Below are 23,769 nucleotides of genomic sequence, written 5' to 3' on the forward strand. Positions count from 1 at the left end.
GCTTCTGCAACTACGGCTGAGAGTGCTGTGGCCTCGGAACACGTGGAGGCGTCGGAGACTGCTACCGCTTCGGAAACGACCGCTGCTGCGGAGCCTGCCGTGTCCGAAACTGGTGTTGCGGAAGCAGTAGCTCCGGCGGCACAGACCGCAGGGCCGATGAGCGCGACGCAGCCTGCCGTAGCGGAGAAAGCTGCCGTACAAACCACCCGCTTCGGTGAGGTTGACGCAATCACTATCGACGACCCCACAGGCGAAGCATGGCGGTTCGGCGGCAAAGCTTCGCAGGAAGACATCTTCGGAATCAAGCGAATTGGCGATGGCGAAATTGAAGAGATTCTGTCGCTCATTGCCGATGGCAAAAATCTCGATCCGGAGAGCTATGGCTTCACCAACAACGCCGAGGGCGGCTACATCGCCTTCGACTTGAATGCACTGGATGAGGTGCCGCCGAAGCACATCGAGGTAAAGGTCCGCACGACCGACGCCGGTGAGTACGCGATCGCCGAGAGTGCCGATGTTCCGACGGTGCGGGAATTGTCCGCTTCTGGATACGGTCAGAACCGGGGGGCTGCCGTGGCCGGAGCCCCAACCAGTGTTGGTCAGGCTCGTGCTACGAACGACACGAAATGGTCCGAGGAAATCAAGCTCAGCTCTGAGATCGTCGCTGCGGGCAAACAGAAGTTTGAGAATATTGGTACGGAGCCGTATTTCGAAGTTCGACCAACCGGCGAACACCCTGACCAGGTAGGGCGAGACATCAGGATCACGCGTGTTGTCGTTCGCAATATTGAGGACAACACCCGCAAACCTAATAACAGAGCGATGATCGTCAAGAACGACGCTGCTGACGAACAGTTCTATTTCAAAGATGCTACGGAACTTAAGAACGAGAAAAATCGCGTCAAGGGTTTTGAGGCAGCCTTTTTCGACCCGGAAACTGGTGAATCGCCAGTCGCTCAGCAGCTCATCATCTATTCGGGACAGGACTCCATAAAGATTGGCGTCGATGGTGTTCCTGCCTGGAGCGACAACTTGGATACTCTCCGCCAGCGTTACGCAGTGGAGGTCTACGGCTCCTTCAGGATTCCGACGGAACCGACACCGCCGGAGACCTCCCCGACGGAGGAGGAGACTCCCTCTATCGACGATGAGACGAAACGATTCGTTATGGAAGGGCAGGGTGGAATTCGTCTGAGCCCAGCGAAAACCACCGGCGAGAACCCTTACGAATCCACCACGACTGTGGATGGAAAGTCGACGTTCTCGAAAGCGGTTGTTCGCGTTAGCGCGCCTAACAGCATTTTGGCGATTGAGGGGTACACCTTCGAATTGGACAAAACTGAACCGGGCACGTCATTCGAGCGTCGAGTGATCAGCGTATCGAGCGACTACGTCGAGTACGAGGTCTACCCAGTGCAGAATGGAGCACGGGTCGACTCTGTCGAAGTGCCGAACGGTGCGAAGTTCACGATGACTTCGAAGTTCAGCGATAAGCCGGAGAGCGTCGACGTCGTTGCGACTATTCACGGTACGTCCCTCACCGAGAAACCAGTCCCTGACCTCCCACCTACCAACCCTGACGGATCGGATTGGATGAACGACCAAATTCCGAACCCGGAAATGGTGAAGAAATGTGGTTTGAAGATCGCCATCGTGGCTGATCTCTCGCTCTCATTGCAGAATGCGGTTGGCAGCGTCGACGGTTTCAAGGGAAGTCGTGACGCGGCTACGGCAATGGTCAATGCGTTGAAGGACGCGCCAGGCACCCAAGTTGGTATCTATAACTTTGCGACCAAGGCCGGTACTAAAGGAACCACAGGGAAAAAACCAGTAGATGTAGCAGTTAACGGGGAAGTAAACCCCAAAATCACCAGCGCAATTAACGAGTGGAAGAAGGAAAACGCCGGTAATGCGACAAACTGGGAAGCTGGTTTGAAGCAGGTGCAGGGGTCTGGTTACGACATCGTGTACTTCATTACAGACGGTATGCCGACATACGACAACAGCGGTTGGCAGAACTATGACCGGGATCCCAACAAGGCTTTGCTTCCTAACACTGGTGCATTCGTGCAGGCTACTTCTTTGAACCGGGCGATCCTTGCAGCTAATGAATTGAAGCGGGAGGGCACGAGGATCGTGCCGGTCATGGTGGATCTCACGCTCGGGAACAACAACACCGTTACGCAGGATTATATCCTCAAAGACTTGCTAAGCACCCGGGCTTATGAAAAGGGCGGAAGAAACGGCGATTACCTCATTGATCTCGAGGGGGAGTATGCCGCCTACGAGGGATGGGAGAGTGCCGCCTATGCGAAAGGCAACGGTACAAATTCGTGGGATCTAATTGTTAACGCTGAAACCGCTATCAACACGAAAAAAGGCAGCGATGGGCTGATGGACATTGTTAACACGAAAAGGAAGAAGGTTACCGACCAAGAGCATCTCTGGACGTACGGCACCCGCACCGTAAAGGAAATGGGTGAGGATATCTCCGGAACGGGTAGCACGGTTCACATCAACGAGTATTCTCAGCTTGCCGGTCAGCTTGAAAAAATCGCGAACGAGATTAATCAACTTTGCAAGGGGCGGATTATCGTCCAAAAGCAGATCGTCGACGCCAACGGCAAGGTGCTCACCGACGGTGCGAAGGACTGGGAGTTTTCGGTGATGGCGAACAGTTCGATTATCGATGCGGGCAATAATGACTTGGTCTATGCGGATTCCAAGAAAACCGCCAAAGAGGAAGGTGCGGACAAACCGCAGGCTTCCTGGAACCTGGTCACCGACAAGCCGGCTACGGCAACGATTACTGAGTACCAGCAAGATGGCTACAAGCTATATCAGCGTGGCGAGAAGAACGATAAGAAGAATGCTGTGTGTACGCAGTATCTCAACGGTGAGGAGTCCTCTCTGGAAGTTCAGAACGCGGGCGCGACGGGCTTCAGAGTTCCGGTGAACACCAGTGGTGACGACGTTGCAACGGTTTTCTGCGTCGTCGCGAACACTAAGACTGACCAGCCGAAGTTCGGTCTCCAGGTGAAGAAAGTTGATCTGGACAACCGCAGCAACACACTATCGGATGCGAAGTTCGAAGTCCGCGAGGTTGCCGCAGCCGAAGGCAAGGACCCCCAGACGTGGAACCTCGAACCAGGTACCGAACGCGGCACGTACACCCTTGACGCGGTGCTTGAGCCAGGCAAGGAGTACGACCTGGTCGAGGTGAAGGCACCGACACAAGATGATGGCGTTGTGTACTCGTTGCTCACTGCACCAGTCCGGTTCCGCGGGACCGTTCAGGACCAAGGAGTCGCGGTTGAGTACGAATCGGACGGCAAATGGGTCTCCGATATTTCGACCCAGGGTGTGTGGAGCGTCGTCTCCGACAAGCAGACGGCGTATCTAGAAGTCGCCAACGTCCGCCAGGGCGACCTCCCGAAGACCGGTGGTGCTGGCCTCCAACTGCCGATTCTGCTCGGTGGTGCGCTGATCGCTGCGGGTGCGCTTGTGGGACGTCGTAAGGTAGCGGCGTAACCGGCGCGGATCTCGTAGATAGTCGAAAACGGGCGTTGCTCTGAACATCGAAGTTTAGGGCAACGCCCGTTTTCGTTTTAGTGCAACGTCCATGGCGTTGGTAGTGGTGCCCGAAGGTCGAAACGATCCCGATGCTCTTCGCCAATGAAAGTTCGTTCGGCCGAGAGTTTTGCTTTTAAGCAGGAGTTTTTTGGGTAAAAGAAAACCCGCCTCCGAAGAGGACGGGGGAGTTATGCGGACGACCTTACGCGAGATACCGGCCTTGTCAATGGAATTAGATCCTCCGCTGTTTAGGCCGCTGGCTTAGCGGCACTGTGGTGAGGACCGAGAACCCGGCATCTCAAGATGAGGCAGAATATTCGCATGACTGATGCTGTTAAGCAGTCGAGGAAGATCGCGCAACGTATGGCGTTGGCGCGAGAACTTGCAGAACTTAGCATCGCCGAGACGACTGAGGGATCGTCGATCTCGTCCGAGCGGCTAGTCGCGATTGAATCCGGTGATGATCTCCCTCGGTCGCTCGACATTGCAGTGGTCGCGGAGTCGACAGGACTGCCAATTGGATGGTTCTTAGAGGAACGGCCACAACTTGTTGCAAGCCGGAAGCCAGCACCGGAGGGAGGCGTCTCTCCGGCATTTGATCTTGCTCTCGAGCGGGTGTCTGTACACGTCGAACAACTGGTGAGCGAAGGCATTATCGCACACGCAGCGCATCAAGGGTTTCGTTTGGACGTAGACCATGACGCCATTGCTCGTCGCGCGGCTGAGGTACGCGATTGGGCAGACGCAGGCGATGAGCCGATTGTGGATTTCTCCGCGTTCTGTGAGCGCGTTGGCTTGCTTGTGTTTGCCCAGTCCTTCCTTGGATCTCCGTTTGAAGGCGCGGTAACTGAGATCGAACGCAAACCAGGTGCTGAGTTTGGTATTGCCCTTGTGGATAAGTGTGCTGGGCTTCTCCGGTCCAGGTTCACGCTTGCGCACGAGCTCGGCCACTGGGTGTATCGCACGTCTTCCGAAACCGGCTGCGGCCACGGAGACGTCGAACGCGCTATGAATTCGTTCGCTGCGCATCTGCTGATGCCGCGCTCCTTTGTAGAACGGATGGAGACGAAGCACGCAGAAAGGAGAGCGCTAGCGCTGGCGGTCTCTGCTCAGTGCGGTGTGAGTTGGAGCGCGACGCTTGGGCATCTTGCAAACCTTGGTGTTATCACCGGTGAAACCTATGCGTTGGAGGTGGAATGCAAGCCCGATAGTCAAGAATTTCAAAACGCTGGTTTTGAAATCCCGATGGTTAAAGAACCGGATGTAGTTCCTCCCCTGTATCGCAGTGCGGTGCTCAACACGTATCAACAGAGGAAGCTCACGACAGGGAAAACTCTGGAAGTGCTCTTCGGGGCAGTCGTTGAGGAGCAGCTGCCGGAGAGGATTCCACCGCGAGGGAGAAAAGCCTCGTGAGTGAGAGCGGCTGCGCCCGTTGTCTCGTGATTGACACAAGCCACCTCACGCACGAATTTCCTGACAATCTCCGACGCGCCGAAGACCGACGGCGCAAACCACGGTCGCAAACAGCGCTACCGGATACTCACCACACCGCTACCATTTCCTCCTTTCTAAACACTCTTGCTATCGACCTCGATCGTGAGTACGTTGTGAGTACATCGCTTTAAGGAGTTTGAAATGGCAGTTAAAGACCGGCGCTTGAACTTGCGTACATCCGCACACCAAGAGGAGTTTTTCCGCAGGGCCGCTGAGGTGACAAACACTTCGGTGTCACAGTTTGTGCTCGACAGTGCCGTGGAGCGCGCATTGATGGTACTTGCTGATCAGCGACTTTTTGTGTTGGGGGAAGAAGGTTTCTCTCGTGTTGAGGAACTTCTCGACCAGCCGGCCGACTTCTCTAAGCTTGGCAAACTTTTCGCTGAGGAGACTCCATTTGGCAAGGAGTTTCAATTTGGCGACTGACGGTGTGCTTCAGTCGCCTCGGAAACTTGTTAAGGCGGATGATCGTTCGAGTTTTCATTGTGGTGAGGTGTCGCTCGATGTGTGGTTTCGCCGCTACGCCATGCAGAATCAACGGGCACACAACTGCGTTGTTTACGTTTCCAAGTGGAATGACCGCGTCGCTGGGTACTATGCGGTCTGTACGGGCGGGATCGTTGCTGGAGCTGCGCCAGAATCGTTTTCCAAAGGGCGTCCCGATCCGATCCCAGTGTTAATTCTCGCGCGGTTGGCGGTAGATGTGAATGCGCAGGGGAAAGGAGTTGGGAAAGCGCTGCTGAGAGACGCTCTAGCGCGGTGCTTCACTGTGGCTGGAGAAATTGGAGCCGCGGCAGTGGTTGTACACGCGTTGGATGAACACGCGAAACGGTTCTACATGCAGTACGCAGAATTTCAGGAGATGCCGGAGCAACCGTTACATCTCTTGCTACCGATTAGAGGCATCAAACAGTTTATGACCCAGCCCGCAACCGCCTAAAACACCAACTGGTCCAGGAAGCGTTGCGCGCGTTCGGACTTCGGGGCGGCGAAGAACTCCTCGGGCGGGGCGATCTCCACGATGCGGCCGGCGTCCATAAACGCGATGCGGTCGGCAACCGCGCGGGCGAACGCCATTTCGTGGGTGACCACGATCATGGTCATGCCGTCCCGGGCGAGGCCAACCACCACGTCGAGAACTTCGCGGACGATTTCGGGGTCGAGGGAGGCGGTGATTTCGTCGAGAAGCAATGCCTTCGGCTGCATCATCAGCGCACGCACGATGGCCACGCGCTGCTTCTGACCACCGGAAAGTTCACGCGGGCGAGCGTCGGCTTTGGCGGCGAGTCCCACGCGTTCGAGCAGCGCAAGCGCCCGCGAGCGGGCCTCATCCTTGTCCGCGCCCTTGACCACCTTCGGGGCGAGCAGCAGGTTCTCCATCACGGTCAGGTGGGGGAACAGGTCGTAGGACTGGAACACCATGCCAACGTCGGAACGCACGTCCTTGAGCTTGGTTGAGGAGGCGGTCACGTCGCGGCCGTTGACCAGGATCTGGCCGGAGTCCACCGGCTCCAACCCGTTGACGGTGCGCAGCAGCGTGGACTTGCCGCAGCCAGACGGGCCGATGATGGTGAGGACTTCGCCGGGGTTGACGGACAGGGTGACGTCGTTAAGCGCCTTGTGCCCGTTGGGGTACGTCTTGGAGACATGCTCGAGCGAGATAAGCGACATCTAGCTCCACCTTTCTTCCAGCTTGCGCGCGGCGAGCGAGATGGGAAAACAGACGAGAAAATACAGCAGGAACACCACGCCGTAGATCCATAGGGCGGCGGACGGGTATTCGAAACGGTTGGCGTCGATGATTTGCTGCGCCACCTTGAGCACCTCCACCACGCCAATCAGCGCGACGAGCGAGGTGGTCATGATCATGCGGTTGGTCAGGTTGATCGTCGCGGGGATCAGCCCGCGCAGCGCCTGCGGCAGCACAACGTGACGATAAAGCGCGCGCCCCTCAATGCCCAGCGCCGCAGCGGAGAGGTACTGGTGGCGCGGCACCGACTCGATGGCGGCGCGCACCAAATCACCCAGCTCAGCTGTGCCCCACAGCGTAAACACAATCACCGCCGCCACCCGCGCATCCAGGTTCAGCCCCCACGCGCGCGTGGCGTCGAAGTACACCAGAAACAGCAGCACCAACTGCGGCATGATGCGCACAAACTGCAGGTAGGTTTGGGTGATTACGCGAACAATTTTGCTTTTCGACGACATCACCACCCCCAACAATGTCCCCAACACAATCGACAACCCCATCGACGCCAGCGCGATCTGGATGGACACGCCAAGGCCCATCAGGAGGCGTTGGAAGTTGTTGCCGTCGGCGAGGACTTGCAGATCAGAAAACATTCGCACGCACCTTCTTCTCCACACGTCCCGCGATGAGCGAAACCGGCAGCAAAATGATCAGGTAGAACGTGACCAAAAGCAGCAACGCCTCGCGCGTTTCGTAGGTCTGGCCGATCTGCTCCTTGGCGGTGTAGACCAAATCCGGCAGTGCCACGATGCTGACCACCGAGGTCTCCTTGATCAGGAAGATGATGTTCGCCGTAATCGCCGGCAGCGCAAGCGCCGTGGCCTGCGGCGCGACAACGTGACGCAGCGCCTGCATCCGCGACATGCCCAGGCTTAAACTGGACTGCAACTGAATCGGGGCAACCCCCTCCAGGCCAGCGCGGATCGCCTCCGCCATGTACGAGCCACCCAGGAAGGCCAAGCCAACCACGGCGCAGGTCTCACTCTCCAGCACGACGCCCATCTTGGGCAGGCCGAAGTACAAGAAGAATAACTGCACCAACAGGGGAGTGTTGCGCGAGAGCTCGATGTACACCCGCGCGACCTGGCTGAGCACAGGCACCTTGAAAAACCGCACCCCGGCCACCAGCGCGCCCACGATGAAGGCGAGCAAAATGCCTTTGGCGGCAACCCTCACCGTGAGGACTGCCGCCGAAGCATAAACCGGGATGTTCTCGGTAATGACCGAAACGTCCATGAGTTAGAGCTGGCCACCCTCAACGACCAGGTCATCCGCGGAAACCGCGTCGCCGTACACCGGCTTCAGGGTCTTCTCGTAAGCGTCGTGGAAGAAGTTCTCCTTGCCAAGATCGACCAGTTCGTTGTTCATCCATTCGCGCAGGTCGTCGTTACCCTTCGCCACCGCGCCCGCGATGGTGTCCGTCTCACCCAGCGTCGGGATCGTCGCGGAGAAACCATCGGTCTTACCAGCCCATGCGAGAGCCTCCGTGTTGTCGGTGACCCAGGCGTCGCCGCGGCCGTCGAGAAGCGCGTTCGTCGCCTCGGTGTACTGCTCAAACTTGGTCAGCTTGATCTCCGGGTGGTTCTTCTCCAGGTACGCCTCCGCGGTCGTACCCTTAACGACGATCACGTTCTTGCCCTCAAGGCCCTCCACGCTATCGATCGGCGCGTTGTCCGGCGTGACCGCACCCAACGACACCTTCATGTACGGGTTGGCGTAATCCACCTTCTCTTGGCGCTCCGGGGTCACCGTGAAGTTGGCCAGGATGATGTCGACCTTGTTGGTGTCCAGGAACTCCACACGCGAAGCGGCTTCTACCGGCACATACTCGACGTTTACGCCCAGGTCCTCGCCCAAACGATTGCCGTACTCGATGTCGTAACCGGCGAACTCGCCGTTCGAGTCGACGTAGCCGAACGGGGACTTATCCGAGAACACGCCGATCTTCACCGAGCCGGCCTCCTGGATCGTGGCCACGTCGCGGAAACCTGCTGCCGGCTCCGCGCCGTTCGTGGCGTCGGTATCGCCGGACTCCGCGGAGCAGGCGGTGAGGGTAATGGCGGCGAGGACCGCGGCGGCGCTGGCGGCGAGGCCCTTGCGGGTGTTGCGAGAAGGGAAGAGCGACATGACAGTGAACTTTCTTTTGTAAAACTACGGCGGCGGATACCGCTTGGTTCAGTAAAAGTACACCAGTCTGTCTAGTTTTGTGAACTGGGGTGTTCGCTTTGTATTCATGCGGCGCGTTTCGGCTGCTAGAAGTCGTTACCAGGAATTCGTTGGTGCGGGGTTGAAGTGGCACGAACGACATCCCGGTAACGACATTTGCGAGGGAGGTACGGTGCAGCCGATTGGTCGGCATCGCTGCATGGCAGTCGAGTTTGGTCTGTACGCAGAGGCGCTAGTGGGTCATAATCGAAGCCGAAGGCTCGAATTGAGGAAGGAGGCGCAAATGGATCAGTTTTATACCTATGAACGCTTTGCACAATGGGTGCAATGTGAACTTGCTGCCGAGAATGATTCCTCTTTTGTGGTGCGTGTGCTGAAGCGTGTTGTGTCAGAGATCCGGGATATTAAAGATCACAAGGAGTTCATAGCGGCGCACCGTGAACCGGATACGACTGGAGATGCAGATTGGGATCGTGTCATTCGAGCTGCTGCTGAGATGACGTACTCCGAACGCTTCCCTGGGGAGAGCCCTGGATGGTCTGTTGAGATTTCCGAACCTCCTGAGGCCTGGTTCTACCCGACGAGTCGTCCTTCTCGGTTCGTTTTCAACCTTGAACGGACTCCGATCTCCTTCCGTAAAAGAAGTATCTGCTTGGGTGAGGGAAATCTACGAACGGCGAAGGATCACGATCGCCCGTGGATCTGACGCGAGATTAGCTCTTGCACGCGCTTGCAGAGCTCGAGAAACAGTTAGGAAATCAGGGAGCGAAGGCGACGCTCCGCGTTATCGGAGGCGCTGCAATTGCTCTGAGGTACGACGCGACTAGGGCAACGGCAGATATCGATTCTGTTTTTGGGAACTACCGGCAAGTTCGAAATGCGGTTGAAGAAACAGCCGTAAAACTCGGGTTACCTACAGACTGGGTGAACTCACAGGTGCACGATCTCGGGTTACCTTTTTCGGCCGATCACAGTCCGGATCTCCTAGTTATTGGTCCGAATCTCACTGTCGAGATTGCGTCAGCAGAGTTTCTGTTGTTTACCAAGGTGGTTTCGACTCGCCAGGCGGAGCAGGACCTCGATGATGCTGCTGTTCAGAAGACTGAAATGGTAGCGGTGTGGTGAGTATTTGGTAGCGGCTGAGTGAGCATCCGGTAGCGGAGGCTCACCCGGGCTCGGCACCGTCGGCGAGCCGGTGAAGAATTCAGGGATGGCCGCGTTGTCAGGGGCGGGTTTGGTACCGGCGTCCTGAAGGCTCGGTACTGCCGCGTTCCAATTAGTTGGTACGTGGACAGCCGAACCGAGCCGACTGCACGGCCCCGGCTGTTAGGCATTAGTCGTTCGAGCAGCCCACTGAGGCGGCGCCGTTGCGCATGGTGATGACTTCTATGCGGATTCGGTGGCCATTATGCTGCAGACGGCTCACCGGCAGCGTTACTCGCAACTGCCTGCCTGCCTGCAACGGTTCAATGTGTCTTCGGCGCTTAGAACGCTCGGACCCCGGGCTGCCCAGAATGCCCACCACTGTTGTCGGCCTGGTGTCGAGACAGCGGTGCAGTCCGCGAGCAGGCTCCAGACGTCTACTTCTTATAACAGGTCACGCTGACACAACATCACCGAAACAGGGTGCTTCCAGCATCAACTGTGAAAGAGATCTGCAGTACCGAGTACGTGGAGCACCGGTACCAACTACGCGGAATCGTGGTACCAACTACTCCGAATCGACAGGTATCAAGGATGAACTTGGGCCGCTCCTGAAGCGAGATGAAATGCAACCCGGCTTCGTTAGTGCCGATGAGTTGGGGCGGTCGGGGAGGCTTCCGCAGCATAGCTCCAATTTCAAATGCGGACTTCATCTGGAACGTCCCGCACCCTAATGAAGCGGATACAGGAACCATCATCACCCCATGCAATTTGAGCTGCTACCGGATGCTTCACTGAAGCGCTACCGGATAGTCACGACACTGCTACCAAATAGCCGGTCGCAACAGATGCGGTTGTTCTCGCGAAACACCTGGGGTTACGCAATGCTCAAGACATTGAGCAAGCGGTGAAACAGTTCGGCAGCGTTGATGGGCCAGTCGAACTATTCGTTGAAGTCATTGCAGCGGAGCTCTAGAAAAGGGGATATTTCTCGAGATAGGTGATATTTGACGCCGCGTTTCGGCTGCTAGAAGTCTTTACCTGGAACCCGTTAGTACGGGGTTAGGGTCGCACTAACGGGCTCCAGGTAACGACCTTTACGCGGGGAGGGGCGAGGAAGGCCGCCGGAAAAGCGCGCGGCCCGCACCACGGCCCGCACCGCCGACCCGCTCCCCCTACCGCGGCTCGACGGGATTGCATTGCCTTAGATGCCGAGAACAACGAGACGGGTCTACACCGAGCCCGATTGACAGCGATCCCCGAGAAATTCGTAGAACGGGGACTAGAAAGGTGCAGATCGAACCACTAGGCTCAGGCAAAAGCCCTGAGAAGTGGTTCGTCCCCTATGTCCGTAAGTGAGGAGGTGCGAGGTGAGGGTTACGTTGGAGCAAGCTGCCGAGAACTTCCACGCAGATTTAGAAGACATGAGACGTGTGGTCAAGAGCGGACGCGCAGTGTTGGATGAGCACGGAACCATTAACCTCATGCTCGCGCAAGCGTTGTCGCGATTCGTCTCCGAGGAGTTCACTAGGCTTTTCGGCGCTGAGCAATCGTTTGTTGCCTGGGATCTCGTTTATGTCGAACCGACCTATTTCAACCTCGTGGATCAATTCCGGCCGGCTGAGGCAGGACTACTGGACACCCGGAAAATGGGGCTTGCGCCAGGGGGACGCCGGTATGTGCAAGCATCCTCGCGAGACGAACTGATCGATGCGGGGATCTATGGGCTGTGTAATCAAACATCCCGTGTAGGTGTCCTCATCAGGGAAACAGATTGCACTGAGCAACAAGCTCTCGCTGATGCTTACATGCTTGGGGATGCTCGGCTGCAACAGGCGGTCCGAGCGTATGTGGTAGAGCACTCGACACTCGCAGCGTAGCCACTATGGACCACGTTCGTCTGTTGCTCCTCAAGGTTGCGTCTGCGCTTGATGGGGAAGACTGGTTGCTCGTTGGCGGGGCGATGACCCACCTGCACTGCGCGTTGAATGAGGTTGGCTACGCCAGGCCAACAGAAGATGTCGACATAGTCGTGGATCCGGTTAACCATTCGACTCTGGGCAGTGTGGCACAAAAATTGGAGGAAAGCGGATACGAGCCAGTCTTGCCACTAACTAGAGAAGGGTTCCTCCACCAGTTTCTCGGTGGCCAGGGATTTCGTGTTGATGTGATGGGGAAAGACAGTGAAAATACGCCCGACCGATGGCGCGGGTACAACGTCGTAAAGTGTCCCGGGTCCAAATCAGCACTCGGCATCCTTTCGGATGGGACGCTCAAGGATGTTCTGGAGGTACCGGTTAGTGACGAGCGGGCGGTCCGCCTGCCAAACGTTTGGTCTGCCATCTCAATAAAGGGCCACGCCCTCCGGCTCGCCGATGGAAACCGTGAACGTCACGTTCAAGATGCGCTCGCACTACTGGCGTGCGCTAATAGGACGGAAGTAAAACGAGAGCTGACAAAATCTGAGCGAGTTGCGGTAAACAACATTCTCTCGAGTTCCTACATGTCCGACATTGAAAATTGGCTGCCCTTGGACCAGGAACATTGGAGCGAGGCTCTTCAAGAGATCAGACGGTTGCGTCCCCGGGGGCCTATATCAGTACCTGAGCTGATTCAGCCGCGTTTGCCTCCCGAGAAGCGATGAGTCGGGATCGGCCCCCGACTTCCGCGAAAGGGACGGGCCGCCCCCACCTACCGCGGCTCCACCGGGTTGCCTTGCCATACCGTCATCGCGGGCACTTCGTCGCCGCGCATGACCAGCGAGCCGGGGCCCACGGTCGCGCCGGCGCCGATGACGGAGCCCGGCAGGGAGACGGAGTGGGCGCCGAGGGTGGCCGACGGCTCGATGGTGACGGTATCCAGGGACATCACGCGGTCCTGGAACAGGTGCGTTTGCACGACGGTGCCCGGGCCGACGGTGGCGCCGGCGCCGACGGAACACAGGTCGGTTTCGGGGAACCAGTAGGACTCGACCCACGCGCCGGGCCCGATGCGGACGCCCAGGGCTCGCAGTGCGAGGTTCATTTCGCCGGAGCCGGTGGCCCAGTTGAAGAACCAGGGTGCGGCGATGACTTCGATGAACTGGTCTTGCAGTTCGTTAAACCACACGAACCAGGAGTACAGCGGGTGTTCGCCGGCGCGGTGTTTGCCCACGAGGACCCACTTCGCCACCACGGCGGAGGCCACCGCGACGACGCCCACGCCCATCCAGGTAAGCCCGCCGAGCAGGTACGTCCACCAGCCGACGCGCTCAAGCAACGTCACCACGCAAGCCGCGAACAGGGCCGCGAGTACCGCCTGGGTCATGGGTGCCAGAAGGCGCATCGTCTCGACGACACCACGCCTGCGCACCAACCCCTTCGCCGGTTCGTACGTCGCTTCACCTGCGGCTTCGACTTCCACGCGGCGCATGCGCTCGGGCGGGGATCCCCACCAGTTCGAGTGCGCCTTGGACTTCTTCGGGCTCGCGGACAGCACCGCCACCAGGGAGTGTTTGGCCAGTTTGCGGCCCGGGGCGACCATGCCGGAGTTGCCCACGAATGACCGCTTACCCACGACGGCGTGGTCGGTCCGGATCCAACCTCCGCCGATTTCGTAGCCGCCGGCGAGGGTGTCGTCGGCAAGAAATGCGCCTTCGCGGACTTCGGTGAGTTTCGGCACCATGACCGCGGTGGACACTTCTGCGTGTTCGCCGATGTCGGCGCCGAGCAGGCGCAGCCAGACGGGTGTGGCGGCGCCGGCGTAGATGGGGAAGTAGCGGGTGCGGGCGTCGTCCATGAGACGGGTGACGGTCCAGAGGCTCCAGCCGCGCAAGGAGCGGACGGGGAAGACGCCGGGTTGGACGCCGAGTTGCGCAAGGCGTACGCCGGCCCAGGTCAGGGCGAGGCCAAGCCCGATGTAGACCACGCCGCCGACGGGTGCGAAGACCAGCAGGCCCCACACGGAGCGAGTCTCGACCAGGCGCGCCAGGCCGAGCGTGGCCGCCGCACCGCCGAGCACCGCCAGCGCGGGCAGCACCGACAGGACCAGCGAGGTCAGGCCGTACGCAAGCGCCCACATGGGGCGGCGCGGCGGGCGTTCGTTGGGGAAGCGGTGCTTGGAGCGCCCCTTCTTGCGGGCGGGCGAGCCGGCCCAGCGGGCGTGCTTCTTCACCGGTTTGTCGCCGGTGACGGTGGAGCCCGCCTCCACGTGGGCGCCCTCGCGGATCTCGGTGCCGGGCATGAGGGTGGAGCGCGCGCCCACGCGGGCGTCGGGGCCGATGACCACGGTGCCGACGTGGAGTTCGTCGCCGTCGAGCCAATACCCGCCGAGGTCCACGCCGGGCTCGATGGCTGCGCCTTCGCCGATGGTGGCCAGGCCTGTCACCGGCGCGAACGCGTGCATGTCCACGTCCTTGCCCACCGTGTTGTCCAGTAGCCGGGCGGTGACCTTGGCGGCGTTTGCGCTGGCGATGTTCATCGCGCCGGAGGCCGCCAGCCACCGCTCAGCGGTCCACAGCTGCAAATGCACAGCGCCGCCGCGCGGATACACCCCAGGCCCGATCCGACCCCGGATCGCACGCGCTCCGAGCGCGCCGATCGGGATCCGGCCCAGCGGCGTGCACAGCACCGCAAACGCCACGGCGAGCCAGGTCCAGGACAACTCAGTCAGCCCCAGCACATTTGCTGCGACCGCCACCCACGTCACCGCTGTGGCTGCCTTCAAAGTCATCACCGGCACCATGAGCAGCGTCTGCGCCAGGCGGGTCGCGCCCGAGACTGGAGTCACAGAACGCTTGCGGGTGGAGGTGTGGGTGGTGCGCGTGAGGTCGTCGATAAGCGATGCAAGCGTTTCCAACCTCGGGTGGTCGTAGAGGTCGCGCACCGCGATGGTGGGCACGCGCTCGCGCAGACGCGCGATGAGCGAGGCGGCAGCTAGCGACGACCCACCTAACTCAAAGAAATCCGCATCCTTGCCCGGCACGTCCAGGCCGAGCACCGCCACCCATGCTTCGGCAACCCACTGCTCGGTCGGCGTCATGCCGACCGCGTCCACGCTGGCGGGCAGCGGCCACGGCAGGGCTTTCTTGTCCACCTTGCCGGAGGTGCGGATCGGTAGTTCGTCCATCACGTGGATGCGCGGCACGAGCGCGGCCGGCATGACCTCGGCGAGGCGCTCGCGCATCTGCTGCACGTCCAGCGAAACGCCGTCGTCGGGGGAGACATAGCCGACGAGCACCTTGTCGCCTGCGGGCAGCGTTTGTACGGCGACGGCGGAGTTATACACGCCGTCGAGCGCGGCCACGTTGGCCTCCACTTCGCCGAGCTCGATGCGGCGCCCGCCGATTTTCACCTGGTCGTCGGCGCGGCCGATAAACGCCAGGCCATCCTCGGTGAGTCGCACGTGGTCGCCGGTGCGGTACGCGCGCTCCCAATCACCCATGGGGGCGTACTTCTCCGCGTCTTTCTCCGGGTCGAGGTAGCGCGCGAGGCCCACGCCGCCGATGATCAACTCACCTGCTTCTCCCTCGCCGTCGCTTGCGATGGCGAGATCCCAACCGTCCAGCGGCCAGCCGATAGTCACGGGCTTGCCGGGGAAGAGCCGGGTTGCGCTGGCCACCACGGTGGCTTCAGTAGGGCCGTAGGTGTTCCACATCTCGCGGCCGTCGGCAAGGCGGTCAGTCAGTTCCTGGGAGCAGGCCTCGCCGCCCACAATGAGCAGGCGAATGTTGTCCAGGGCCTCCTTCGGCCACAGCCCAGCAAGGGTAGGCACGGTGGAGACGACCGTGATGTCGCGACGGATCAGCCACGGGCCCAAATCCTGACCCGAGCGCACCAGCGCGCGCGGGGCCGGCACCAAACACGCCCCGTGGCGCCAGGCCAGCCACATCTCCTCGCACGACGCGTCGAACGCCACCGACAGGCCCGCAAGCACGCGGTCGTCGGGCCCGAGCGGTTCGTCCTGGCAGAACAGGCGCGCCTCCGCATCCACGAAGGCGGCGGCCGAGCGGTGGGTCACCGCTACGCCTTTTGGTTTGCCGGTGGAGCCGGAGGTGAAGATGATCCAGCAGTCGTCGTCGGGGGTGACTGTCGCAAGCGCGCCAAGCTCGCCGCCCAACACGCCACCACCAACCGGCGCCTTCACCAACCGCAGGCCCGCGTCGGTCCAGATGGCGTCCACGTCCGCTTCGGTGAACACGGTTTCGGCGCGCTCGTCCGGGTCGTCCGCGTCGACGGGGACGTAGGCGCAGCCGGCGCGCATCGTCGACAAGATAGCGAGGTATAACTCGCGGGTGCCGGACGTCATCCGGATGCCGACGCGGCCCCGGTACGGCACACCCTGGGTGCGCATGGCGGTGGCGCGTTGGTCGATTTCTTCGACGAGTTCGGCGTACGTGATTACCTCGCCGTCGTCGATGGCCGCCGCGCCGGGATGTGCTTCGGCGGAGGCGAAAAGGATGTCTATAAGTGTCCGCTCCGGCGGGGCGAGGTGGCTGCGCAGGAGCGGATCGGGGAGGGGCTCGGGTTGAACCATGCGGATTAGGTTAGACCGAACCGGGCCGTATCGCTCGCCTACACGGCGACTACACGGCTATTCCGTCTCGAGCGCTTGCGACAGCTTCTTCAGGTTCTTCAGCTGCTTCTGGGACGACGCTTCGAGTGCGCGCTCCTCGGCTGCAACCACGTCGTCGCCAAGTTTGGCCAGCGCCTTCGTGCCCTTCTTGGTCGCGGCGACGATCTGGCGGCGACGGTCTTTCGGGTCGCGGTCGCGGGTGACCCAGCCGAGTTTCTCCAGCGAGTCGATGAGCCGCACCATGTCGGAGGCGTCGATGATCAGCAGCTCGGACAGTTGGCGCTGCGACATTGGAGCGACGTCCACGCAGGACAGCACCCAGTACTCGCGCATGGTGGTGTCGTGCTTGGCCAGGGTGCGTTCGACTTCGTCCTTGGTGTGCCTGCGCACGCGTTCGATCTGGAAGTGGGGAGACTTCAGAAGAGCAGAGGGCAGTTCAGGAAGCGTCGACATACCCCCACCATACTTCCCTGCGGCGTCCCAATGGTTGGGACGGCCTAATTTTCGTGCGGCAAACCTTGTTCGACCCAGGCGGTGGTGCCGCCCGCGACGTTGTAAATGCCGTCCCAGCCGAGGGCTTGCTCGAGGTATTCGCCGGCCTGTGCGCTGCGGCCGCCGCCCTTGCAGATCAGGTAGATGTCCTGATCCGGGTCGATTTCGCTGTAGCGTGCCACGAATTCGGACAGCGGAATGTTCTTGGCGCCGGTTGCGCGGACGGCGGCGTATTCGTCGGCCTCGCGGACGTCGATAAGTTGCGCGCCTGCAGGGACTTCAGTGACTTGGACATTCTCCATGGCTCGTATGATAGCGCCCGTGACGTCCACTCCTCGCTGGGTTTATCATGTGCGCCGCATTGTCGCGCTGCTCATCGTTGTGTTCGTCGTGCGCATATTGCTTTTCGACGACACCACGCCTTCCCCCGAAACCCCCACCACGGAAGAGACGTCGTCGGAGGCGTCGGTTCGTCGAGAAGCAGCTGCGCAGATTCCAGCGGGACGGCCGGTGGAGATGGTTGTGCCGGTGTTGGGGATGCGCGCCGGGTTTGAGGCCGAGGATTGCCGGGTGGTCGATGGCGCGATCGATCCGAAGAGCCTGGATAAGGCGTGTGCGCTGACGGGGGAGGGGTACCCGTACGCGCTGCCTGGCACGGATGCGAAGGATCTTGTGGTCATCGCGGGTCACACGGGTGCGGGGGTGAGCGCGGTGTTTAACAAGCTTTACGACGGCACCACCGAGCACCACAACGTTGCCGTCGGCGACTACCTCTACGTGCGCACCGAAACCTCCGGGCAGGACTGGCTGGTGTACCGCGCGACTGATCTGCACGATCCTGACAAGAAGTCGCTTGCCTCCAACCCGGAGATCTGGGGTGACGGGCCGATGCCGGGCAGGCTGCTGACCATCAGTTGTGTGCAGCCGTCGAACCTGCTGGCCAACTCGGTGCGCAATGCGGTGGTGGGGTGGCAGCTCGAGGGCACCGCCACTGACGACGAGGTGGAAACCGTCTTCCAGCCACGTTGATTTCTGGTGCGTTGTCGCGCCCGTTTGTCAAATTGTGACAAAAGTTTCTCGTGTGACTGGTGTAAAAACTGTCAAGGCACTGTAGACTTCAAGTTGAACTTTAGACTTTCTCAACTTCAGGAGACCACAATGAACCGCCTTCTCGCCGCAGCCGCCGCTGGCGCTCTCGCCCTGGCCGCCTTGCCGATGACAAACGCCAACGCGCAGGACCTGCCCAAGGAAACCAAGGACGCGCGCGGCGAAACCTACTTCCTTAACGAGGAAGGCACCCACTACGTGCCTGACGCGCAGGAGGCGCTCAAGCCGTTCGCGCAGCTCGACTCCGCACAGCAGGAGAAGGCAGTTGCAATTGTCGACGCCGCCGTGGCCGGCCTCATCGACACCGGCGTCATCCGCGACGCCCAGACTTCTGTGCAGGCACCGGCACCCGCTCCCGCCCCGGAGCTCTCTGAAGGGGAGAAGGCTGAGGCGCAGTCTGGCGGCGAGGCCACCCAGGCCCCGGCTGAGAAGCCGCTTGACGCCGACAACGTTGACCCGGCCAACCCGGACCCGGTTGCCAACGGTTTGGTCAAGTTCCCGCCAGTGGCCACCCTGGACGGCGTGACCTACTTCCTGAACAAAAACGGTCACACCTTCGTCGCCGATGTCCTGCGCGTGAACTCGGATGTCACGCCGGAGGAGATTGCGTTGAGTGATGGGCTCGTCGCAAAGTTTGCTGGCGAAATCGCGCGCCAGGGTATCGAGGCCGCTCGCGCTGCCGGCGACCTGAACGTCGACGTCGCCCCGGCTGCCCCGTATGCCGCCGAGCGTGGCGGCGCTGAAACCGTTGACGCGGCCGCCGCTGACACTGCCGCGACCGCCCAGCGCGGCCTCGCCGCCGAGACCGGCTCCAACACCCTCGTGCGCGCACTGTTCGCGCTGCTGCTCGCATCTGTGCTGGGTACCGGCGTATACGCCTTCGCGCGCCGTCGTCTTATCTAGGACACCCGACTTGATTTACGGCTGAGAATGATGTTCTCTTAGTTCGTGAATTATAGACATCTGATCGCCACCGCCTGTGCATCCGCTGTGATCGCAGGCGGTGTCGTAGCTCCTGCAACCGCCCATGCTCACGTCGACATCGACCCACTCAGCCGTGAGTGCAAGGAAGCCACTGCAGCTGCGAAGAGGGGCGCGCCGATCCCGCACATGGACCGCTTCGTGTTTAGCGACAACGAAAACGCCCTCGTCGAAAACACCCTGTACCTTTACGCGCCGGACCGACTGAAGCCGCACATCAACCGCGCCACCGCCGAATGGGTCAAGGCCACCAATGAACTCGTGCGTTTCGAGTACGTGGACAAACCCGGCTACAAAGTCGTCACCGTCCAGGAGGCTAACCTCGGCGGCTCCGTAGGTCGCGTCACCGGCAACGTGCACAACATGAGGGTGCTGATTAACCCCGACACGATCCGTGGAGGACACGAACCGAGCATCACCATGACCCTCGCCCACGAGATCGGCCACGCCATGGGCCTTGCCCACTCGTGCGACGGTGCGCTGATGAAGGTGGGCAACAACCGCGGCAAGTCCGCGACTACCCCGCAGGCCCTGGACGCACAGGTGCTCATCCAGCACAACAACCTTAAGCAGTATGGTGGCCGCCGGCCGCAGCCGAGCACGACTGCTGCGCCTGCCCCTGAGACTTCGACCTCGAAGCCTGCACCTGCGCCGGTTGAGCCAACGACTTCTGAGCCCGCACCTGTGGTTCCGGAGCCGTCCACGCCTGAGCCGTCCACGCCTGAGGTCAGCACAGTCGTTACGACGGTCCCGGCCACAACGACCACCGAGGAACCGACCACCGAGGAACCGACCAGTGAGGAACCGACCAGCGAGACCACGGTGATCGAAACTGTCGTGGTTGAGGAACCCACCTCTGCGGAGCCGACCCCTGAGGAGCCCACCCAGGTCGCTCCCGTCGAGGAACTGCCGAAGCCGACCACCCTGCAGGAAGCGTTGGATGCGGTGAAGGAAGCGAAGGATCAGTACGTGGCTGCTGATGAGGCAGCTAGGGCAGCGCAGAAAAGGGGCGAAGGCATCGACGAAGCCGAGGCAGCTGCGGATGCTGCCTGGAGCGTCTTGCAGGCTGCCCAGAACAATCTTGAGGAGTTCAAGGCGCAGCACCCGGATGCCACGCTCGAGCCGGAGGAGTCAGTAACCCCGACGGCAACTCCTACGACCAAACCCGAACTCGAGCCGGAGCCAACGCAGGTGCCGGAGCCGACGTCTGAGGTAACCACCAAGCCCGAGGTGACGACGCCTCGTTCCACCACGACCGCGAAGGCAACTACGTCTGCGCCGACGACGACCTCTACGACCTCTACGACCTCGCGGACATCGACCACGTCCCCGACGTTGAAGCCCACGCCAACTACGCAGATCCAGGCGACGAAGGTCACCACGACCACGAAGGCTACGAAGCCCACGACTCCGCGTTTGTCTACCAAGACCTCGGCAGTAACGACCACACCGACTACAAATTCCTCGGAGGTTGCGCCAGCAACGAGGACGACCGCGAAGGCAACCTCGTCGGCGCCGACTACGACGTCCACGACCTCGCGCACATCGACTACGTCTCCGACGCTGAAGCCCACGCCAACTACGCAGACCCGGGCGACGAAGGTCACCACGACCACGAAGTCGTCTGAGGCTGCACCGTCTACTTCCGCCGAGAAGACAAACACGGCCGCAGCAACTCCGTCGGCAGAGTCGAAGGAAACCACGACGACGCGTACGTCAGCGCAGGTCACGGTAACCACGACAACGAGCGCGTCCACCGAAACCACGTCCACCGAAGCCACCACCACGGCAGCGGCTACTACGGTGGTGGAAATTCCGGAGGGGTCGGTCGTCGATAAGAGTACGAGCGCAACGACAACCATCACGGAATCGCTGGAGATCCCGACTGGGAAGGAAGATGGCTCGGCGAAGTCCTCGAGCACCTCGCCGCTTGCGATCATCGTGCCGAGCATTCTGCTGGTGCTTACCGGCCTCGGCGCTGTTGGGTTTTACCTGTACAAGCACTACTTCTAAACCGAAAGGGTGTGTATTTTTTCGACCGATCGGTTGATGAATCCGGGTGGTTCCCAGGCCTACTGTCGTGAAGGTCGAAAGGAACCCCGTGACTACAGTGCACACCCCAAACACAACAACCGAACACCCCGGCCGGTGGAAGGCCCTCGCGGTCCTCGCCGCAGGGCTGGCGCTGATTGTCATGGACGGCACCATCGTTGGCATCGCCCTGCCCACGATGATCACCGCCCTCGACCTCAGCCTCACCAACGCGCAGTGGGTCAACGCGATCTACAACGTCATCTTCGCGGCGTTGCTGCTCGGCTCCGGCCGCCTCGGTGATCGTGTCGGCCGCCGCACCACGTTCGCCGCAGGCGTTGCGCTGTTCATTGGTGGCTCGTTGCTTGCAGGCTTATCGACGACCGCAACCACCCTGATCACAGCCCGCGCCGTCCAAGGCGTCGGTGGTGCATTGGTGCTGCCGGCGACGTTGTCGTCGGTAAATTCGCTCTTCCACGGCAAGGACCGTGCCGCCGCGTTCGGTGTGTGGGGCGCCGTAATGAGCGGCACGGCGGCGCTTGGCCCGCTGCTCGGCGGGGTGCTCACACAGTACTTCTCCTGGCAGTGGATCTTTTGGGTAAACCTGCCGCTCGGCCTGATGGTGCTGCTGGGGATTTACGCCTGGGTGCCGCAAACCCACGGTAAACGCAACGTCCGGGGTGTCGACGTCGACGGCCTGCTCACCTCCGCCATCGGCTTCGGGCTTGTCGTGTTCGGGCTCATCGAAGCGACCACGCTCGGCTGGTGGGAAAAGAAAGAAACCTTGCGCATCGGCTCCTGGTCCTGGCCAGAGAGCTGGACTGTCTCGCCCGTGCCGTTCGCCATCGGTATCGGCCTGATCTTCATCGGCCTGTTCCTGCGCTGGGAGCTGCACCGCGCGCGCAACGGCCGCGATGCGCTTCTGGATCTCTCCCTGTTCAAAGTCGGCACATTCTCCTGGGGCAACCTCACCGCTGCCATGGTCGCCGTCGGCGAGTTCGCCCTCATGTTTGTCCTGCCGTTGTTCCTGGTCAACGCGGTCGGCCTTTCCACCGCCCGCACCGGCCTTGTCCTTGCCGCGATGGCATTCGGCGCGTTCGTTTCCGGTGCCTCCGCACGCCACCTCGCGGCTCGTCTCGGCGCGCCGGGTGTCGTCGTGCTTGGTCTTGCACTTGAGGTGGTTGGTGTTGGGCTGTTGGCTGGGGTCGTCGCAACGCAAGGCTCCACCTGGTTCACCGTCGGCGCACTCGTGGTCTACGGCGTAGGGCTCGGCCTTGCGTCCGCACAGTTGACCTCGACGGTGCTCGCCGGCATCCCCGAAGCGCAGTCGGGCGCGGGCTCGGCCACCCAGTCCACGGTGCGCCAACTCGGCTCCGCCATGGGCGCCGCGATCGCCGGGTCTGCCCTGGCAGCGGCGATGGCGCGCACCATCCCGTCCTCGCTCGAGTCCGTCGCCGGGGTGTCCGAGAATGTGCTGTCCAAACTGTCCGAGGCCACGCAAGCGTCCGCGGGCTCAATGATCGGGCAACTTCGCGACGCCACCCCCACCGACCCCTTCACCGCACCCCTCGGCGACGCCCGCAGTGTGGTTGTAGAGCAGTTGGCCAGCGGGTTCGCCGATGCCGCCGCCTGGTCGATCGGGTTCGCCGCCCTGTTCCTGCTGCTGGGCCTGCTCGGCTCGGTGATGGTGCTGCGTCAGTCGAAGAAGACGCCGGCCGCAGTCTAGTGTTCGCTGATCGTCTAGCTCGCCGCAAGGCCAACAAGACGATCAGGCGCATAATGACCATCATGTTCAACATGACCTGGGGAAATGTGAAGCCCACTAGCTGATCGTCTAGCTGCACCTGAGGGGGAGCTAGACGACTGCGCAAAAACCCCAGCAAAACCCCAGAAAACCCACCACAGAACAGCAAAAACCGGGCCCCGCACAGTCGCGGAGCCCGGCTATCAAAGACCAAACAGTCTTACTTGTCGCCCTTGTATGCGTCGATGGAGGCCTGGAGGATCTTCTCGGCTTCTGCCTTGTTGCCCCAGCCGGAGCCGGTGACTTCCTTGTTCGGCTCGAGGTCCTTGTAGTGGACGAAGAAGTGCTCGATTTCGTCCTTGACAAAGTCGGAGACGTCGTCGATGTCCTGGTAGTGGTCGTAGCGGACGTCGTCAATGACGCAGAGCAGTTTGTCGTCGCCGCCGGCCTCGTCGGTCATCTTGAATACGCCAAGCGGACGGGCCTTGACGGTGACGCCCGGGAAGACGGGTTCGGGGAGGATGACGAGGGCGTCGAGTGGGTCGCCGTCGTCGGCAAGAGTGTTGTCGATGTAGCCGTAGTCGGCTGGGTATGCCATCGGGGTGAACAGGTAGCGGTCGAGGTAGACGCGGCCGGTTTCGTGGTCGAACTCGTACTTGTTGCGCGAGCCCTTGGGGATTTCGATGATGACCTCAATAGACATGGGATCTCCTTCGTTCGGTGATTGTCCGCAAAT

General features: G+C 60.9%; 20 protein-coding genes. 12 read left to right on the plus strand and 8 right to left on the minus strand.

Going from position 1 to position 23,769, the window contains the following annotated elements; translation table 11 throughout:
- Positions 1 to 99 precede the first annotated feature (99 nt).
- The 4 genes from HMPREF2785_RS04770 to HMPREF2785_RS04785 all read left to right on the plus strand — a co-directional run bounded on the left by HMPREF2785_RS04770 (position 100) and on the right by HMPREF2785_RS04785 (position 6,007).
- Positions 100 to 3,531: an LPXTG cell wall anchor domain-containing protein gene (locus tag HMPREF2785_RS04770; protein ID WP_168164677.1), complete on the plus strand. Its 3,432-nt coding sequence runs from the start codon at positions 100 to 102 to the stop codon at positions 3,529 to 3,531.
- Positions 3,532 to 3,894: 363 nt separating this feature from the next.
- The gene (locus tag HMPREF2785_RS04775) at positions 3,895 to 4,986 is read left to right on the plus strand and encodes an ImmA/IrrE family metallo-endopeptidase (protein WP_070614390.1); all 1,092 of its coding nucleotides are present in this window, start codon (positions 3,895 to 3,897) and stop codon (positions 4,984 to 4,986) included.
- A gap of 222 nt (positions 4,987 to 5,208) precedes the next feature.
- The gene (locus HMPREF2785_RS04780; protein ID WP_070422461.1) at positions 5,209 to 5,493 is read left to right on the plus strand and encodes a type II toxin-antitoxin system TacA family antitoxin; all 285 of its coding nucleotides are present in this window, start codon (positions 5,209 to 5,211) and stop codon (positions 5,491 to 5,493) included.
- Complete coding sequence (locus HMPREF2785_RS04785) at positions 5,483 to 6,007, plus strand: GNAT family N-acetyltransferase (protein ID WP_141750639.1); 525 nt, start codon at positions 5,483 to 5,485, stop codon at positions 6,005 to 6,007. The genes HMPREF2785_RS04780 and HMPREF2785_RS04785 overlap by 11 nt, the downstream gene beginning before the upstream one ends.
- Here HMPREF2785_RS04785 and HMPREF2785_RS04790 read toward each other — a convergent pair.
- Genes HMPREF2785_RS04790 through HMPREF2785_RS04805 form a run of 4 tightly spaced genes read right to left on the minus strand, consistent with a single transcriptional unit; the run spans position 6,004 to position 8,944 of the window.
- The gene (locus HMPREF2785_RS04790) at positions 6,004 to 6,738 is read right to left on the minus strand and encodes an amino acid ABC transporter ATP-binding protein (protein WP_070614391.1); all 735 of its coding nucleotides are present in this window, start codon (positions 6,736 to 6,738) and stop codon (positions 6,004 to 6,006) included. The genes HMPREF2785_RS04785 and HMPREF2785_RS04790 overlap by 4 nt on opposite strands.
- Positions 6,739 to 7,410 (minus strand): amino acid ABC transporter permease, encoded by a 672-nt coding sequence (locus tag HMPREF2785_RS04795; protein WP_070614392.1) that lies wholly within the window; start codon positions 7,408 to 7,410, stop codon positions 6,739 to 6,741.
- A complete protein-coding gene (locus HMPREF2785_RS04800; protein ID WP_070614393.1) occupies positions 7,400 to 8,053 on the minus strand; it encodes an amino acid ABC transporter permease in 654 nt (217 codons plus the stop codon). The genes HMPREF2785_RS04795 and HMPREF2785_RS04800 overlap by 11 nt, the downstream gene beginning before the upstream one ends.
- 3 nt (positions 8,054 to 8,056) lie before the next feature.
- A complete protein-coding gene (locus HMPREF2785_RS04805) occupies positions 8,057 to 8,944 on the minus strand; it encodes a transporter substrate-binding domain-containing protein (protein ID WP_070614394.1) in 888 nt (295 codons plus the stop codon).
- A gap of 322 nt (positions 8,945 to 9,266) precedes the next feature.
- Between HMPREF2785_RS04805 and HMPREF2785_RS04810 the strand changes: the two genes are divergently transcribed.
- The 4 genes from HMPREF2785_RS04810 (at position 9,267) to HMPREF2785_RS04825 (ending at position 12,770) form a co-directional block, all read left to right on the plus strand.
- Positions 9,267 to 9,689, plus strand: coding sequence for a hypothetical protein (locus HMPREF2785_RS04810; protein WP_101740970.1), 423 nt, complete (start codon positions 9,267 to 9,269; stop codon positions 9,687 to 9,689).
- A gap of 14 nt (positions 9,690 to 9,703) precedes the next feature.
- Positions 9,704 to 10,108, plus strand: coding sequence for a DUF6036 family nucleotidyltransferase (locus tag HMPREF2785_RS04815; RefSeq protein WP_070614396.1), 405 nt, complete (start codon positions 9,704 to 9,706; stop codon positions 10,106 to 10,108).
- Between the two features lie 1,388 nt (positions 10,109 to 11,496).
- Positions 11,497 to 12,006: a hypothetical protein gene (locus tag HMPREF2785_RS04820; protein WP_070614397.1), complete on the plus strand. Its 510-nt coding sequence runs from the start codon at positions 11,497 to 11,499 to the stop codon at positions 12,004 to 12,006.
- A gap of 5 nt (positions 12,007 to 12,011) precedes the next feature.
- Positions 12,012 to 12,770: a hypothetical protein gene (locus HMPREF2785_RS04825; RefSeq protein WP_070614398.1), complete on the plus strand. Its 759-nt coding sequence runs from the start codon at positions 12,012 to 12,014 to the stop codon at positions 12,768 to 12,770.
- A gap of 47 nt (positions 12,771 to 12,817) precedes the next feature.
- Here the strand turns inward: HMPREF2785_RS04825 and HMPREF2785_RS04830 are convergent, their stop codons facing one another.
- The 3 genes from HMPREF2785_RS04830 to HMPREF2785_RS04840 are packed head-to-tail and all read right to left on the minus strand — an operon-like array spanning position 12,818 to position 17,472.
- A complete protein-coding gene (locus tag HMPREF2785_RS04830; RefSeq protein ID WP_070614399.1) occupies positions 12,818 to 16,639 on the minus strand; it encodes a Pls/PosA family non-ribosomal peptide synthetase in 3,822 nt (1,273 codons plus the stop codon).
- A gap of 57 nt (positions 16,640 to 16,696) precedes the next feature.
- Entirely contained in the window at positions 16,697 to 17,131 is a 435-nt protein-coding gene (locus HMPREF2785_RS04835) for a MarR family winged helix-turn-helix transcriptional regulator (protein WP_070422469.1), read from the minus strand.
- A gap of 44 nt (positions 17,132 to 17,175) precedes the next feature.
- Positions 17,176 to 17,472 (minus strand): rhodanese-like domain-containing protein, encoded by a 297-nt coding sequence (locus HMPREF2785_RS04840; RefSeq protein WP_070422470.1) that lies wholly within the window; start codon positions 17,470 to 17,472, stop codon positions 17,176 to 17,178.
- A gap of 19 nt (positions 17,473 to 17,491) precedes the next feature.
- On the opposite strand from HMPREF2785_RS04840, the gene HMPREF2785_RS04845 reads away from it, so the two are divergent.
- The 4 genes from HMPREF2785_RS04845 to HMPREF2785_RS04860 all read left to right on the plus strand — a co-directional run bounded on the left by HMPREF2785_RS04845 (position 17,492) and on the right by HMPREF2785_RS04860 (position 23,015).
- Positions 17,492 to 18,199: a sortase family protein gene (locus HMPREF2785_RS04845; protein ID WP_141739339.1), complete on the plus strand. Its 708-nt coding sequence runs from the start codon at positions 17,492 to 17,494 to the stop codon at positions 18,197 to 18,199.
- Between the two features lie 129 nt (positions 18,200 to 18,328).
- Positions 18,329 to 19,180 (plus strand): hypothetical protein, encoded by an 852-nt coding sequence (locus HMPREF2785_RS04850; protein ID WP_070614400.1) that lies wholly within the window; start codon positions 18,329 to 18,331, stop codon positions 19,178 to 19,180.
- A gap of 45 nt (positions 19,181 to 19,225) precedes the next feature.
- Positions 19,226 to 21,271 (plus strand): hypothetical protein, encoded by a 2,046-nt coding sequence (locus tag HMPREF2785_RS04855; protein ID WP_141750640.1) that lies wholly within the window; start codon positions 19,226 to 19,228, stop codon positions 21,269 to 21,271.
- Between the two features lie 88 nt (positions 21,272 to 21,359).
- Complete coding sequence (locus HMPREF2785_RS04860; protein WP_070614402.1) at positions 21,360 to 23,015, plus strand: MFS transporter; 1,656 nt, start codon at positions 21,360 to 21,362, stop codon at positions 23,013 to 23,015.
- Positions 23,016 to 23,253: 238 nt separating this feature from the next.
- On the opposite strand, the gene HMPREF2785_RS04865 is transcribed toward HMPREF2785_RS04860, so the two are convergent.
- Positions 23,254 to 23,736: an inorganic diphosphatase gene (locus HMPREF2785_RS04865; RefSeq protein WP_070422474.1), complete on the minus strand. Its 483-nt coding sequence runs from the start codon at positions 23,734 to 23,736 to the stop codon at positions 23,254 to 23,256.
- Positions 23,737 to 23,769 lie beyond the last annotated feature (33 nt).

This window comes from Corynebacterium sp. HMSC067D03 (genome assembly GCF_001811185.1).
Classification (GTDB): domain Bacteria; phylum Actinomycetota; class Actinomycetes; order Mycobacteriales; family Mycobacteriaceae; genus Corynebacterium; species Corynebacterium coyleae.